16 protein-coding genes are annotated in these 14,059 nt (G+C 47.0%); 15 read left to right on the top strand and 1 reads right to left on the bottom strand.

The window, feature by feature from the left end:
* The first annotated feature begins 112 nt into the window (after window positions 1–112).
* The 10 genes from spoIIM to sigF all read left to right on the top strand — a co-directional run bounded on the left by spoIIM (window position 113) and on the right by sigF (window position 7,203).
* Window positions 113–742, top strand: coding sequence for a stage II sporulation protein M (gene spoIIM / locus CHH60_RS11090; RefSeq protein WP_095359255.1), 630 nt, complete (start codon window positions 113–115; stop codon window positions 740–742).
* 108 nt (window positions 743–850) lie between these two features.
* A complete protein-coding gene (gene fur, locus CHH60_RS11085; protein ID WP_024630961.1) occupies window positions 851–1,318 on the top strand; it encodes a ferric iron uptake transcriptional regulator in 468 nt (155 codons plus the stop codon).
* 167 nt (window positions 1,319–1,485) lie between these two features.
* Entirely contained in the window at window positions 1,486–1,728 is a 243-nt protein-coding gene (locus tag CHH60_RS11080; protein WP_095290490.1) for a DUF4227 family protein, read from the top strand.
* 74 nt (window positions 1,729–1,802) lie between these two features.
* Window positions 1,803–2,693, top strand: coding sequence for a tyrosine recombinase (locus CHH60_RS11075; RefSeq protein ID WP_095359254.1), 891 nt, complete (start codon window positions 1,803–1,805; stop codon window positions 2,691–2,693).
* 184 nt (window positions 2,694–2,877) lie between these two features.
* Window positions 2,878–3,702, top strand: a complete 825-nt coding sequence (locus CHH60_RS11070; protein ID WP_095359253.1) for a purine-nucleoside phosphorylase — start codon at window positions 2,878–2,880, stop codon at window positions 3,700–3,702.
* Window positions 3,703–3,888: 186 nt separating this feature from the next.
* Window positions 3,889–4,110: a hypothetical protein gene (locus CHH60_RS11065; protein ID WP_095359252.1), complete on the top strand. Its 222-nt coding sequence runs from the start codon at window positions 3,889–3,891 to the stop codon at window positions 4,108–4,110.
* A gap of 255 nt (window positions 4,111–4,365) precedes the next feature.
* A complete protein-coding gene (locus CHH60_RS11060; protein ID WP_255247900.1) occupies window positions 4,366–5,487 on the top strand; it encodes a D-alanyl-D-alanine carboxypeptidase family protein in 1,122 nt (373 codons plus the stop codon).
* Between the two features lie 143 nt (window positions 5,488–5,630).
* Window positions 5,631–5,984, top strand: coding sequence for an anti-sigma F factor antagonist (gene spoIIAA / locus CHH60_RS11055; protein ID WP_036663380.1), 354 nt, complete (start codon window positions 5,631–5,633; stop codon window positions 5,982–5,984).
* The gene (spoIIAB, locus tag CHH60_RS11050; protein ID WP_095290499.1) at window positions 5,981–6,436 is read left to right on the top strand and encodes an anti-sigma F factor; all 456 of its coding nucleotides are present in this window, start codon (window positions 5,981–5,983) and stop codon (window positions 6,434–6,436) included. The genes spoIIAA and spoIIAB overlap by 4 nt, the downstream gene beginning before the upstream one ends.
* Before the next feature lie 11 nt (window positions 6,437–6,447).
* Entirely contained in the window at window positions 6,448–7,203 is a 756-nt protein-coding gene (sigF, locus tag CHH60_RS11045; RefSeq protein ID WP_095290500.1) for an RNA polymerase sporulation sigma factor SigF, read from the top strand.
* Window positions 7,204–7,276: 73 nt separating this feature from the next.
* Here the strand turns inward: sigF and CHH60_RS11040 are convergent, their stop codons facing one another.
* A complete protein-coding gene (locus CHH60_RS11040; protein WP_095359250.1) occupies window positions 7,277–8,224 on the bottom strand; it encodes a DMT family transporter in 948 nt (315 codons plus the stop codon).
* Window positions 8,225–8,332: 108 nt separating this feature from the next.
* Here CHH60_RS11040 and CHH60_RS11035 point away from each other — a divergent pair, with 108 nt between their 5' ends.
* The 5 genes from CHH60_RS11035 (at window position 8,333) to lysA (ending at window position 13,956) form a co-directional block, all read left to right on the top strand.
* On the top strand, window positions 8,333–9,244 hold the full coding sequence (locus CHH60_RS11035; protein WP_095359249.1) for an AraC family transcriptional regulator: 912 nt from the start codon (window positions 8,333–8,335) through the stop codon (window positions 9,242–9,244).
* 513 nt (window positions 9,245–9,757) lie between these two features.
* The gene (locus tag CHH60_RS11030; protein ID WP_095359248.1) at window positions 9,758–10,414 is read left to right on the top strand and encodes a stage V sporulation protein AA; all 657 of its coding nucleotides are present in this window, start codon (window positions 9,758–9,760) and stop codon (window positions 10,412–10,414) included.
* Window positions 10,401–10,823, top strand: coding sequence for a stage V sporulation protein AB (locus CHH60_RS11025; RefSeq protein WP_095359247.1), 423 nt, complete (start codon window positions 10,401–10,403; stop codon window positions 10,821–10,823). Before CHH60_RS11030 ends, CHH60_RS11025 begins: the two co-directional genes overlap by 14 nt.
* An 86-nt stretch (window positions 10,824–10,909) precedes the next feature.
* Window positions 10,910–12,517 carry a spore germination protein gene (locus CHH60_RS11020; RefSeq protein WP_095359389.1) on the top strand — a complete coding sequence of 536 codons (1,608 nt, stop codon included), beginning with the start codon at window positions 10,910–10,912 and terminating at the stop codon, window positions 12,515–12,517.
* A gap of 107 nt (window positions 12,518–12,624) precedes the next feature.
* Window positions 12,625–13,956 (top strand): diaminopimelate decarboxylase, encoded by a 1,332-nt coding sequence (gene lysA / locus CHH60_RS11015; RefSeq protein WP_095359246.1) that lies wholly within the window; start codon window positions 12,625–12,627, stop codon window positions 13,954–13,956.
* Window positions 13,957–14,059 lie beyond the last annotated feature (103 nt).

Below are 14,059 nucleotides of genomic sequence, written 5' to 3'. Positions count from 1 at the left end.
GGGCGAGTATCGGGACAAGGAGTCATACCCACGTACTTCGGTTCATAGAATGACTGTGTGGATTTCTTAGAGATCCTGCAGCATGATAACCGGAAAGGGGACCCGTTCCAGTATGCGTTCTTCCTACTTCACGTTCAAAGGTCAAACCTCGTTATATGTATTTGTAGCTGTCTTGTTTCTGGTCGGTGTCATTTTCGGCGCCTTGATGGTTAATGCCCTGTCACTTGAACAGCGTCAGGATCTGGAGGGTTATCTGGGCAATTTTTTCATGACAGTCCAGCACAGCGGGCAGATTGTCGAGTCCGGAACCTATTGGGATATAGCGTTACTACATTTGAAATGGGTTGGCCTCATCTGGGTACTGGGCTTATCCGTCATCGGATTGCCGGGTATATTGGTTTTGGATTTTCTAAAAGGAGTGCTGATCGGATTTACCGTTGGATATCTTGTCGGACAGTATTCCTGGAAAGGGCTGCTATTTGCCCTGGTATCCGTCGCGCCGCATAATTTGTTCGTCATTCCGGTATTGCTGATCTGCAGTGTGTCGGCCATGACCTTTTCCTTATATATCATTCGGAATCGTGTACTCATGCAGCGGACACCGGGTGGACAAAGGCCATTTGCCTCTTATGTGCTGCTGACGCTGGTTATGGCTGGTCTGCTGTTAGGCGTCGCGTCTTTTGAAACTTGGGTAACACCTGCGATGATGCGTTGGGTAACGCCAATGCTGCTCCCGGCGTAGCGCCGTAACGGACAGTGTAAAATGTTGACTTTAATTACGCACTCCCCCTATAATGAAAGAAGTGGGTTAAGTTGCAGTGTGCAGTGATTTCCTAGGGGGAGGGAGAAAATGGAAGCACGGATCGATAAAATTAAGCAGCAACTACAGTCCCAAGGCTATAAATTAACGCCCCAGCGGGAAGCCACCGTAAGAGTACTTCTTGAGAATGAAGAAGATCATCTGAGTGCGGAAGACGTATTCATGCTCGTTAAAGAAAAAGCTCCCGAAATCGGTCTGGCAACCGTGTACCGTACCCTCGAACTGCTGAGTGAGCTGCATGTTGTAGAGAAAATCAACTTCGGCGACGGTGTAGCGCGTTATGATCTGCGCGGAGATACATCCAAGCATCACCATCATCACTTAATTTGCGTTCAATGCGGAAGTATGGATGAAATACGTGAAGACTGGCTTGGACCGCTTGAAGAGCGTCTGGAGCGGGAATTTAACTTTTCGGTAGTAGATCACCGACTGGATTTTCATGGGATTTGTTATCGTTGCAAAGCTAAAAATGACCAGAAGCCCAAAGATGAAGAATAACATAGCATATCTTCAAGCTCTCACCGGCGGTTTTGACGGGAGAGCTTTTTTGGTCCAGTACATCATGTGAGGTTATCTCTGATGTGATCTCAAATGTCATATTCCTGTGTTTGTCGTCATACCCTGATTCTAGATGAATTGGATTCAAACCAGGAGGGGGACAACCCATGATTATTTCACTGCGCCAAGGGCTTCGTTTTATACGATTTATTATAGTTTTTGCAGGGTTGGTTTATCTGTTCTATCATGTTCTGGATTTGTTCAATGGCTGGATCTCACCTGTGGATCAGTATCAAATGCCAACAGGAAATGCAGTTAAAGTCTTTCAGGAGACGGATTGGCCAGGCAATGGAGAAGCACGTCTTACGCTGGCGGAGAGACTCCGTTTGTTTTATTGGTATGGGGAGTAGTCCGGACAGCCAGGGATGCAAATACGGAAGCAGGTTGCCAGTTCGGCAATGCTGTCAGATGAGGAGCGTTGTACATGAGACAGACGATACACCCCTATGCCTTATACTTGGAAGAAGATAAAGGGATGTCAAGCAGTACGCTGGAGTCGTATCTTCGGGACGTGGACAAGTTCATCGAATTTGCAGATAAGGAATACGGTATTCGTGAGGCAGGGCAGGTGCGTCGTACTCATGTTATCTTGTTTATCGGCAAACTGAAGCAGGCGGGGCGTGCCAATGCGACCATTGCTCGCAGCGTGGTATCCTTGCGTTCCTATTTTCATTTTTTGATGCGCCGTGGCGAGATTCTGCAGGACCCAACGTTTGATGTCGAGGCTCCGAAAGCGGACAAAACGCCGCCACAGGTATTAACGGTGGATGAAATTGAACTCCTTCTGGCCTCGCCCGATACTCGCTCTGCCCAAGGGGTGCGTGATCGTGCAATGCTCGAGCTTTTGTATGCTACCGGTATTCGGGTCTCGGAGTTGATCGCACTGGATATACGGGATGTTCAACCTGGCATGCGGTTTATTCGCTGCGGAGGTGCAGGCAAAGAACGGATTCTGCCGATTGGTGCACCTGCAGCACATTGGGCAAGTGTGTATGTTAACGATTTTCGTAACCACCTGCTCAAAACAGACTCGGACGAGCAGGCCCTGTTCGTCAACGTGTCCGGAAGACGTTTAACCCGCCAGGGCTTCTGGAAGCTGCTCAAAAAAGCGGCGGTGGATGCAGGGATTTCGGAAGAGATTACACCGCACACGCTGCGCCATTCCTTTGCAGCCCACCTGATTGCAAACGGGGCGGATACTCGTGCAGTGCAGGACATGCTGGGCCATGTGGAGCAGGCAGGACAACAATACGGGAATCATGGCCGCAAAACGATGAAGGAGATCTATGAAACGCATCATCCGCGAGCAAAATAATGAGCTTTAACGCTAAAAGTTCAATAATAGATGCGGAACATATAGCTGATTTAGGATAAAATAAACTGTACACATTTAAACGCCGTTATACATAAGCGAGTGCATCGGTCAGGAGAGGAATATACCTGAACGATGCGGCTAGCTGACATAGACGGAAGTTTCAACTCAAGGGGGAACATTTGAAATGACAGCATTAAATCAACAGATGATTCAGGAAGCTGCTTCTTACATTCAAAGCAAAAGCTCCATCAAGCCGGAAGTCGGTTTGATTTTGGGTTCCGGTCTTGGCATTCTGGCCGATCTTATTGAAGATGGGGTAAGTATTGCCTATCAGGATATTCCTCACTTCCCGGTCTCCACTGTAGAAGGGCATGAAGGGGAATTGCTGGTCGGCACCATTAAAGGCCGTCCGGTTGTAATGATGAAAGGCCGCTTCCACATGTACGAAGGATATGGCCCCGAGCTTACAGCGTTTCCTGTACGTGTCATGAAAGAACTGGGTGTATCTTCACTGCTCGTAACCAACGCGGCTGGCGGTGTAAACACTTCGTACGAGCCAGGCGATCTGATGCTGATCTCGGATCACTTGAATATGACGGGCAAAAATCCGTTGATCGGGCCTAATGACCCGGCAATGGGCGTGCGCTTCCCTGACCTGTCTGAAGCCTACAGCCGCCGTCTGCGCGCGCTGGCGAAAGATACAGCGGCTTCACAAGGCTTTAACGTGCGTGAAGGCGTATACGCAGGCTTGCTGGGTCCTAACTATGAGACACCTGCTGAGATCGTGATGCTGCGTACGCTGGGTGCAGACGCGGTGGGTATGTCTACGGTATCCGAGGTTATCGTGGCACGTCATGCTGGTCTGGAAGTGCTCGGCATTTCCTGCATCAGTAATATGGCAGCCGGAATTCTTGATCAGCCGTTATCCCATGATGAGGTCATGGAAACGACCGAGCGTGTTCGTGAATCGTTCCTTGCGCTTGTTCTGGCCGTCATTCCGCAAATGTAAATCGTAAGCTAAAGTAAGACAACCTATGGTGGTCCTTGGGATCATTCAAGAGGTTGTCTTTTTTTATTTTTTTACAAAAAAGTGAAATTCAGAAAATAAAGAAAGAGTAACATGGAAATGTTCTGCCTATGGAAAAATCATTCAGTAGAGTTATAACGATCTATATGTCATATGAGGAGGTTTGATATGAATATTGACCGTGTCATCGGAGTCATACATATTGGAGTGCTGTTGCTGCTTTTCTTTGTTAAAACGAATATTGCATTTTTGGCTGCCAGTCTCATTATCGTTTTGATCATGGTGTATCAAACCTATACCTCTCCGACAAAGTGGAACATCCGTATATCTGTCGTATTAACTTCGTTTCTTATCTTCTGGAATATCTATTCATGGGATTTTGGGGGATGATTCCCTCTTTACATTATCGTGGGTAATTACGTGTCCTCTCTTCAATTAGGAGGCACGTTTTTTTGTGCATTAGGTTGAGATTAGAAAAAGTTCGGGAAATCATTCATGGGATGGAATAATTTACTGTAAACGCGCCGACAATGATTAGCAGTACATGCATGGAGCATGCAGTAAGCAAGTCATTTGAGGAGGTTAACCCTAGTGAAGAAACGAATAATGGCATCGTTCATGACCCTATGTATTTTGCTACCCCTTATGGCAACAACAGTGCTGGCTGAAGAAGCACCCAAAACGGCAGGGGGGACAGATCTTGCCCCGTCCGCTCGTTCTGCCATTTTGATGGATGCCGATACGGGAACGGTTATTTTTGAGAAAAACAGTCATGATCAGCTGCCTCCGGCGAGTATTACAAAAATTATGACCATGCTGCTGACGATCGAAGCCATTGATTCCGGCAAGCTGAAGCTGACGGATAAGGTGAGAACGAGTGAATATGCTGCATCCATGGGGGGTTCACAGATTTTCCTCGAACCTGGCGAAGAGATGACTGTCGATGACATGTTGAAAGGAATCGCCATGGCTTCCGGTAATGATGCATCTGTTGCGATGGCAGAAAAAATTGCCGGATCAGAAGAAGCTTTTGTGCAGCAGATGAATGAACGTGCCAAAGAACTCGGCATGAAAGATACTCACTTTGCCAATTGTAACGGACTTCCAGTGGAGAATCATTATTCTTCCGCACATGACATTGCGCTGATGAGTCGTGAACTGCTGAAACATTCAGGTATTACGAAATATACGGGAGCATACCAGGACTACCTTCGTAAAGATACGGAAAAGCCCTTCTGGCTGGTGAATACCAATAAACTGGTCCGGTTCTACTCAGGCGCAGATGGTCTGAAAACGGGTTATACATCAGAAGCCAAATTCTGCTTGTCGGCTACCGCTATGAAGGACGGTCTGCGTACAGTTGCTGTAGTGCTGGGTGAACCGAATACGAAAACCCGAAATGCTGAAGTGTCTTCGATGTTCGACTATGCTTTCGGACAATACACGATGAAACCTTTGTACAAAGCAGGGGATCAGCTCGGCAGTCTGAAAATTGAAAAAGGGGAAGTCGCTGAACTGCCGCTGACGGCTACGCAAAATTATAGTGTGTTGATGCGCAAAGGCGCCAAATCCGATGAGTTCCGCCATGAGCTGTTAATGGCAAAAGAAGTGAAAGCACCCATCAAGGCTGGTCAGAGCGTAGGTAAGCTTGTCGTATACCAAGGAAACGAGGTTATCAAGGAGTTCGATATCCAAGCCCCTCAGGATGTGAATAAAGCTGGCTGGTGGAAGCTGTTTAAACGAACAACATCGAACCTGTTTGATTAAATGCCGATTTGCGCGTTCTGCATACATTCCTTGAACGTATTTTGTAGTTAATTAGGGGTTTTCTTCTAGTTTTGTCGGGGGGCAGGAAAAGCCTTCGGAAACGTAGAAATCCTTGTTCAAGACTGGGAGGAGAGTGAGCAAACGTGAACTTGCATGTGGAAATGGAACATCACCGTGGGATTCTGATTGTGCGATTATCCGGGGAGCTGGATCACCATACAGCCGATATGGTTCGAATGCAAATGGATGAGGCTATCCAGCGCAGACAGTGTGAACATCTGGTGCTTAGCCTGAAAGATCTTCAATTCATGGACAGTTCGGGTCTGGGTGTCATTTTGGGCAGATACAAACTCATTAAAAATAAAGGCGGCAAGATGGTTGTATGTGATGTTAATCCGCCGGTCTATCGTTTGCTGGAAATGTCGGGTTTGTTCAAGATCATGCCGATTTACGAAAATGAGGGAACAGCTCTCTCGGGTCTGGAGGTCGTCTCATGAGTGAAGGTACGGGAACAAATTTCATGAATCTGCAATTTGCGGCCAAGTCGGAGAACGAATCGTTCGCAAGGGTGACTGTCGCGGCGTTCATTTCTCAGCTTGATCCAACAATGGACGAGCTTAGCGATCTGAAGACGGTTGTCTCGGAAGCGGTGACGAACAGTATCATCCATGGGTATAACAACAATCCCGAGGGTGTCGTGTCCATTCAGGCGCAAATTCGCGAAGACATGATTACAATTATTGTGGAAGATCGCGGAGAAGGAATCGAAGACCTGGAACTGGCCAAACAGCCGCTATATACGTCCAAACCCGAACTTGAGCGGTCGGGCATGGGCTTCACCATTATGGAAAACTTCATGGATGAATTCGAAGTCAGCAGCGAGCCCGGCAGAGGCACCTCCATCAAGATGAAGAAGAGGATTGAATCCAAGAAAGCAATGTATAATTAGGGGTTGGTCTAATGGATGCTGAAGTGAAACAGTCTTCACAGACCTATTTGGACGATGCCGAGGTCAAACGGCTGATTGCGCTCAGTCAGTCGGGTGACCATGTCGCACGGGATACGCTGGTGAACTGCAACATCAGACTTGTCTGGTCGGTCGTTCAGCGCTTTATGAACAGGGGATATGAACCGGAGGATCTGTTCCAGATTGGTTGTATCGGCCTGCTCAAATCGGTGGACAAATTCGACCTTAGTTATGATGTGAAGTTCTCTACTTATGCGGTACCGATGATCATCGGAGAGATTCAACGTTTCCTGCGGGATGACGGAACCCTCAAGGTTAGTCGTTCTCTGAAGGAAATGGCGAATAAAGTCCGCAAAAAAAGGGACGAACTGTCCAAACACCTTGACCGTCTGCCAACGATCAAGGAAGTGGCTGAACAGCTGGGGGTGACACCGGAGGAGGTTGTTTTTGCCCAGGAAGCGAACAAACCGCCGACGTCTATTCATGAGACCGTGTTTGAGAACGACGGGGATCCGATTACATTGATGGACCAGATTGCCGACGAATCTCAGGAACGCTGGTTTGATAAGCTGGCGCTCAATGAAGCGATCGGCGGCCTTAGTGAGCGGGAACGACTGATCGTTTATCTACGGTATTACAGGGATCAGACGCAGTCGGAGGTCGCTACTAGGCTGGGTATTTCTCAGGTTCAGGTTTCACGGTTGGAGAAAAAGATACTTCAATCGATTCGCGATCAGATCGCGCAGTAGATGGTGGAGTACGGACTCCAACAAGGGTGCCGAATCGCCAATATACGACAACTAACAACCTTGCATCGCGCGCCTAACGCGAGTGAGGTTGTTTGTCGTTCAACCGTTTAGATGATCCTGAGCGATTGAATTGCATGACTAGAATCAACCCGATAATACAGGCAGTACCCAGCCATTGATAGAAACCAAAGGGTTCATGGAGCCATACGACGGTTGTACCAACGGCAGCCAGAGGTTCAGCACTTCCAAGCAAGCTGGTCTCCTTGGGTGTAAGACTTTTTAAACTCGCAATGTAGAACCAAAAAGCAATCATCGTCCCAAAGATAATCGTAAATATCAAATACCCGTATGTTTCTGTCGAGATACTGGCAAAGTCCGCTTTCCATGGCGGGTGGATCAAACTAAGTCCCAGACCACCAATAATCATGGCCCAGCCCACGATAACAAGTGAATCGAATTTCTTAATCAGCTGTACAGCATAAAGTGTATAGAATGCAGCAGCTACACCGGACAATAACCCCCAGATCACCGCAAGCCAGGAGACAGATAACTGTGTAACCGAGCCATTCGTCAGCAGTAGAAAACAGCCAAGGAGTGCGAGGACGCCGCATGCAAGGTCCTTGCGCGTCAGTGCAGATTGCTTCCGCAGTGCGATATAAATCATAATCATGATAGGGGAAAGGTACTGAAGGAGAGTGGCAACCGCGGAGTTGCCATGTTTAATGGAAGCCATATATGTATACTGTACGGCGAGCATGCCTGCTAATCCAAATAGGATCAGTTGTACAGCTGTCTTTTTATTTCTCCATACATCAATAATCTGTGATCTACCGTGTGTAAAAGATTGAATAACCAGAAGCAGAATACCCGCACTCAGCAATCGAACAGTTACATACCAATTGACTTCAATACCATCCAGTTGAAACAGTTTTTGCGATACGGTTCCTCCGATCCCCCAGCAGATGGCTCCTGTTAGAACAAGCAGAATACCCGAGAGCTTGGAACTTGCAGATGTTGTCACTCTTGATCGCCTCACCTTAAATATAAGAATAGTGCTATATTAAGGAGAAATACGATATATTAATATCAATATCACACGTAAAAATATAATTATATTGAGATGAGGCTTATGCAAAAGACAGAATTTATCATTGATCAAAATTTGAAGGAAATGACGAAACATCGGACCGATACTTTACCTGTTGCCTGTTATGAAACAACCATTGTGAATAATATACATGGACACATCCCCCTGCACTGGCATGATGAATTGCAGTTTGTTGCGGTTCTCCAGGGTACAGCGTTGTTCCATATCAATGACCAGAAAATTAGTGTAACCAAAGGTAATGGCATTTTTATTAACAGTGGAGCCATGCATATGGCCGAAGATCATGGAGGGTACAATAACTGCATCTATCTATGTCTAAATTTGACGCCCCAACTTGCAGCGCCTTCAGATCTGTACGTAAAGTATGTTCACCCCTATATAACGGCTACCAATTTGCCTTTTCTCTATATAGATGGGGGTATTACCTGGGGAACACAGATTTTGGAGGGCATCAGGCTAATTAGAATGCAGCTTGTGAGTCAAGCGCCCTATTACGAATTGAAAGTTGCTTCAGGGGTGCTGGATATATGGACACTTCTGATTAAGAACGGATATGCGTTGGAGCATGATGCATCCGAGATGACCAGGAGCAGAAGAATGAAGGATATGCTGCAGTGGATTCATCTGAACTATGCCGACCCGGTCAGGTTGAAGGATATTGCAAGGACGGGACAGTTAAGCCGATCGGAGACATGTCGATATTTTAAGCAAATCCTGCGGACTACACCTATGCAATATGTTATGGATTACCGGATCCAGAAAAGCATTGAACTTCTGCGGTTCTCCGACCGAAGCATCACCGAAATCGCGTATGAGGTCGGTTTTAACAGCACGAGCTATTACATTAACCAGTTTCGGAAAAGTATGAAAAAGACGCCATTACGATACAAAAGAGAGCTCGCCGAGAAGAAGCAAGAGGAACGAAACAATTAACCGTTTTTCTGCCAGGTTATCCAGTCTAGTCGCCACATGGCGGCTTTTTTGTTGTGAAAAAGGATAGCTTTTAAGTGTTGATCCATGTAAAACGGTTTTCCTCTCGACTACCCACCCGCCAGCATATTTTTTCAGTCTTTTGGAAAGCGGGGACACGTGCAGCGGAGGGATGGAATCGGTCAAGGGAGCGAAGCGCGGGAGGTTTACTTCATGCTTACACTAGCAACGCAGGAGGCAGAATAAACCTGAAGAAGCGAAGCGTTCGCCTTTGACTCCGAATTTCTACAACAGAAAATAGAATTAGGAAAATTTGGAGACAACAGCGATCGGTAGGTTGGTCTGCGGCCGTAGTGCCCGCGTGTAAGTTCTAATCTTTAACATTCGAAAAACAGCGGCCAGTGACCGATCCATCCCGGAGCATCTGCGTACCCGAACCTTTTTCCAACCGGAATGTAATAAATTTGCACATTCTTCAAATACTAACCTAAATTACGCAGTAAAGGAGTGTTTCGGATGTCTCTGACACCCACTCCAACGGTCTATATTCGTCTGCGCAGCCGTATCCGTATCCAGAGGGGCAGAGGCGTCAAGCTTGGTGATATCGCTCATGTGTTAACCTCTCCGGAAGATGGGGAACGAAGGCTGCTTGAGCTTGAACTGCTGCGCCCGGGACCGGAGGACGGCAATCTGATCCTGATTGACATTTTGCAGATCATCCCTCAGATACGGCGCATGCTGCCGGAAGTTACCGTCGAACTCATTGGTTCGGGGCATACGCTGGTTGAGGTCGTTGCGGGAACGGGCAAACCTTCCCAATCTCTATTCATCCTGGTCTGGCTGCTGTTGTTCTTTGGATCGGCACTGACCATTATGAATTTCCATGCAGATGTGAACATGCAGGAAGTTCAAATTCGAATCGTGGAAATGATAACGGGTCGCCGGGACGAGCATCCTTATCTGTTTCAGGTGGCATACTCCATCGGAATCGGGTTTGGTATGGCTGTATTCTTTAATCATTTATTCAAGAAAAAGTGGAATGAAGAACCTACTCCGCTTGAAGTGGAAATGTTTTTATATCAGCAGAATGTAGACAAGTTTGTCGTCATTGAGGAAACCGAACGAATGCATGAGCAGGAACGCGGGGAGATGAATGTCGATGAGCGTTCTTAATGGAGCGATCAGTATCGTACTTGGGATTGCGGGAGGAGTTGCCGTAGGAAGTGGCGTGATTGCCCTCATTCTCGTGCTTGATATGATCCCCAGATTGGCACAGCTAACCCGAACTTATGACAAGACGCATTGGTATGAAGGAGCATTGATCGGAGGGTCGCTCGTCGGAACCATCGCGGATTTCTGGCATTGGAAGGTACATGGAATACTGATCCTGAGTCCGATCATTGGGTGTTTTTGCGGTGTGTTTATCGGCCTGCTTGCTGCGGCACTGACCGAGGTATTGAATGTGCTGCCAGTACTTGCTAAACGTCTAGGCATGAAATCGTATTTGTTTGGACTGCTGCTGGCCATGATTTTGGGCAAAATGACAGGTTCCTTATTTGACTTTTTTGTATACCAGCGTTAGGTCAAGGAATCGAAGGAGGAAAGAAAATGGATGTGAGATCTGACAATGCTGGACCTGGTTCAGGTGAGGGAGTACCAGAAGAGCTGATGCATAAGACGCCTTATGAGATTCAAAAGGAAGAGGAGCGCCGGGCGTACGAAAAAAAGAAGCAGGATGAGATGTCCGATAGTGTTGAAGAATCGGTACAGTACTGGCAGGACAGGGATGATATCTCCGCTCGCATGAGTGAGAACAAGTATACATTGAAGCAGGTTTTGGGTCTCGGGGAGTCCTTTGATGTCAATATGAGAGAGATGGTCCTGGGAGGCAAAAATGTTGGATTATTGATGCTGACGGGATTTGCTAAAGACGAAATTTTGCTGGAAGTGTTGAAAAGGCTGACCTATCTTACCCCTGATCAAATATCAGGCCATGCGCTTAAGTCGTATTTCGATTGCTACATTCCACATATTCAGGTAGAGAAAGTCGATAAAATGAGTGCTGTCATCAACAAGGTTCTCACGGGCATGAGTGCTTTGTTTGTTGAAGGGGATCGCTCCGTATTAGTGATGGATACACGGAGTTATCCGGTACGCTCACCTGAAGAACCTTCTCTCGAACGCGTTGTCCGGGGGTCAAGGGATGGCTTTACTGAAACACTTCTGACTAATGTGACCTTGGTGAGACGCAGGATTCGCGATCCTGGATTGAAGTTCGAGATTATGCAGGTGGGCCGGAGAACACAAACCGATGTTTGCGTGGTGTACATCGATGATATCGTCGATAAAGTGCAGGTGGATTCGGTCCGAGAAAAAATAAAACGGGTAGATATCGACGGCATACCCGCAGCGGATAAACAGTTGGAGGAAGCGATAATCAATAAGGGGTGGAACCCATTCCCTCTGGTCCGGTACTCGGAACGGCCAGATGTTACCGCATCTCACCTGCTTGAAGGAAGAGTCGTCATATTTGTTGATACATCGCCAAGTGTAATGATTTTGCCTACAACCTTCTTCGATCTGTGTGAGCATGCAGAAGAGAACAGGCAGACTGCGTTTATGGGGACTTACTTGCGTTGGGTCCGCTTTGCCGGCATTTTAATCTCGTTGTTTTTGCTGCCGCTGTGGATGCTGATGGTGATTGATCCTGCGCTTAAACCGATGGGGCTGGATTTTATAGGTCCCCAAGAGAATGTGAAGCTCCCCATTATTTTGCAGTTCCTTCTGATTGAACTTGGGGTCGATTTGTTACGTATGGCGGCAGTTCATACCCCTACACCTCTTGCATCGGCAATGGGCTTGATTGCAGCAATATTGGTCGGGGATATCGCTGTAAAAACAGGATATTTTGTCAATGAAGTGGTTCTGTACATGGCCATTGCTGCCATCGGTATGTTTGCCACACCAAGCTATGAGCTTGGGCTTGCGAATCGGCTGGTGAGGCTGTTCCTGCTGATCGCTGTTGCCATTTTTAAGGTGCCGGGGTTTGTGGTAGGTACAACACTGCTTGTGATAGCGCTGACCATACATCGGTCCTATAATTCCTCTTACTTATGGCCGTTTATACCGTTTAATGCAAAGGCCTTGGGGAACTTCCTGTTCCGTATGCCTCTGCTTGAAAGTAAGAAACGTCCATCATTCAACAAAACAAGAGATAACACAAAAATGTCCGACGATCCGGACGGTGAAAAGCGAAAAAGTAAAAAACACAAATGATCTGCCTAAAAATCCATTCTTCTCGCTGACGAATTTGATATACTGGTGTAAAATCATTGGAATAGAAGAAGCTGTTCCAGTATATAAAAAAGTGAGGAATGCTGATTATGTATTTACATGGTACAAGTAAAATAAATGCTCAAGGACATCTGGAAATTGGCGGAGTAGATGCAACGGTCTTGAAAGAACAATTTGGAACACCACTGTATGTTGTGGACGAGCAATTGGTTCGCGATCGCTGCAGAGAATACATGGATGCATTCCGTGCTTCTGGACTTGGTTTCCAAGTCGCATATGCAAGCAAAGCGTTTTGCGTAATGGCAATGTGTGCTCTCGCTGCGGAAGAAGGGCTCTCATTGGATGTGGTTTCGGACGGTGAACTATTTACAGCACTGCAAGCAGGATTCCCTGCTGAACGCATTCATTTCCACGGCAATAACAAAACATTGGAAGAGATCGAAATGGCACTTGATGCCGAGATCGGCTGCTTCGTTGTGGATAATTTCAATGAATTGCACTTGCTGCAGGCTGTGGCCGCAGAGAAAAATCGTCAAGTGAACATCCTGCTTCGTGTGACGCCTGGTGTTGAAGCGCATACGCATGAATATATCTCTACTGGTCAAACAGATTCGAAATTCGGATTCGATATCGGTAACGGAACAGCATTTGAAGCGATTGAGCTGGCTTCCAAACAGTCCAACCTTGTATTGCTGGGTGTTCACTCCCACATCGGTTCTCAAATCTTTGAGGTGGAAGGCTTCCAAATGGCGATTCAGCGTGTAGCTGAATTTGCTGCAAGCGTATATGAGCGTATTAACGTAGCGTTCAAAGTGGTTAACCTGGGCGGTGGATTCGGTATCCGCTATACAGAAGGGGATACTCCGCTTGAAGTCGCACAATACGTAAAAGCCATCACAGATGCGGTCAAAAATCACTTTGCCCAAATTGGATATGACGTTCCGGAAATCTGGGTTGAACCAGGACGTAGTATCGTTGGTGAAGCAGGTACAACGCTGTATACCGTTGGTACGAGCAAAGACATCCCTGGTGTGCGCAAATATGTCGCAGTGGATGGCGGCATGACGGACAACCCGCGTCCGGCACTGTATGAATCCAAATATGAAGCTGTACTTGCCAACCGTGCAAATGAGTCTGCTCAAGAGACCGTATCGATTGCCGGCAAATGCTGCGAGAGCGGCGACATGTTGATCTGGGATCTGGACCTGCCTAAAGTTCAGAGCGGTGATCTGCTTGCCGTTGCCTGCACAGGTGCGTACAACTACTCCATGGCAAGCAACTATAACCGGATTCGCCGTCCGGCAGTCGTGTTTGTCAAAGACGGCCAAGGTGATGTGGTTGTACGTCGCGAAACGTACCAGGACATCATTCAGAATGACCTCGTGCCTGAGCGTATCGCTAAACAGCCTGTAACTCGTTAATGTTAAGAAATACTAAATAGTAAAAAGACAAAAAGGAACATTCCTTTTTGTCTTTTTTTTGCCTCCAAGCCCAACATTTTTGAAAAAAATTGCGGTTTATTTT

The organism is Paenibacillus sp. 7523-1, from assembly GCF_002276415.1.
Taxonomy (GTDB): domain Bacteria; phylum Bacillota; class Bacilli; order Paenibacillales; family Paenibacillaceae; genus Paenibacillus; species Paenibacillus illinoisensis_A.
Note: the sequence above shows the minus strand (reverse complement) of the source record. Positions and strands in the feature narration are given on the sequence as shown.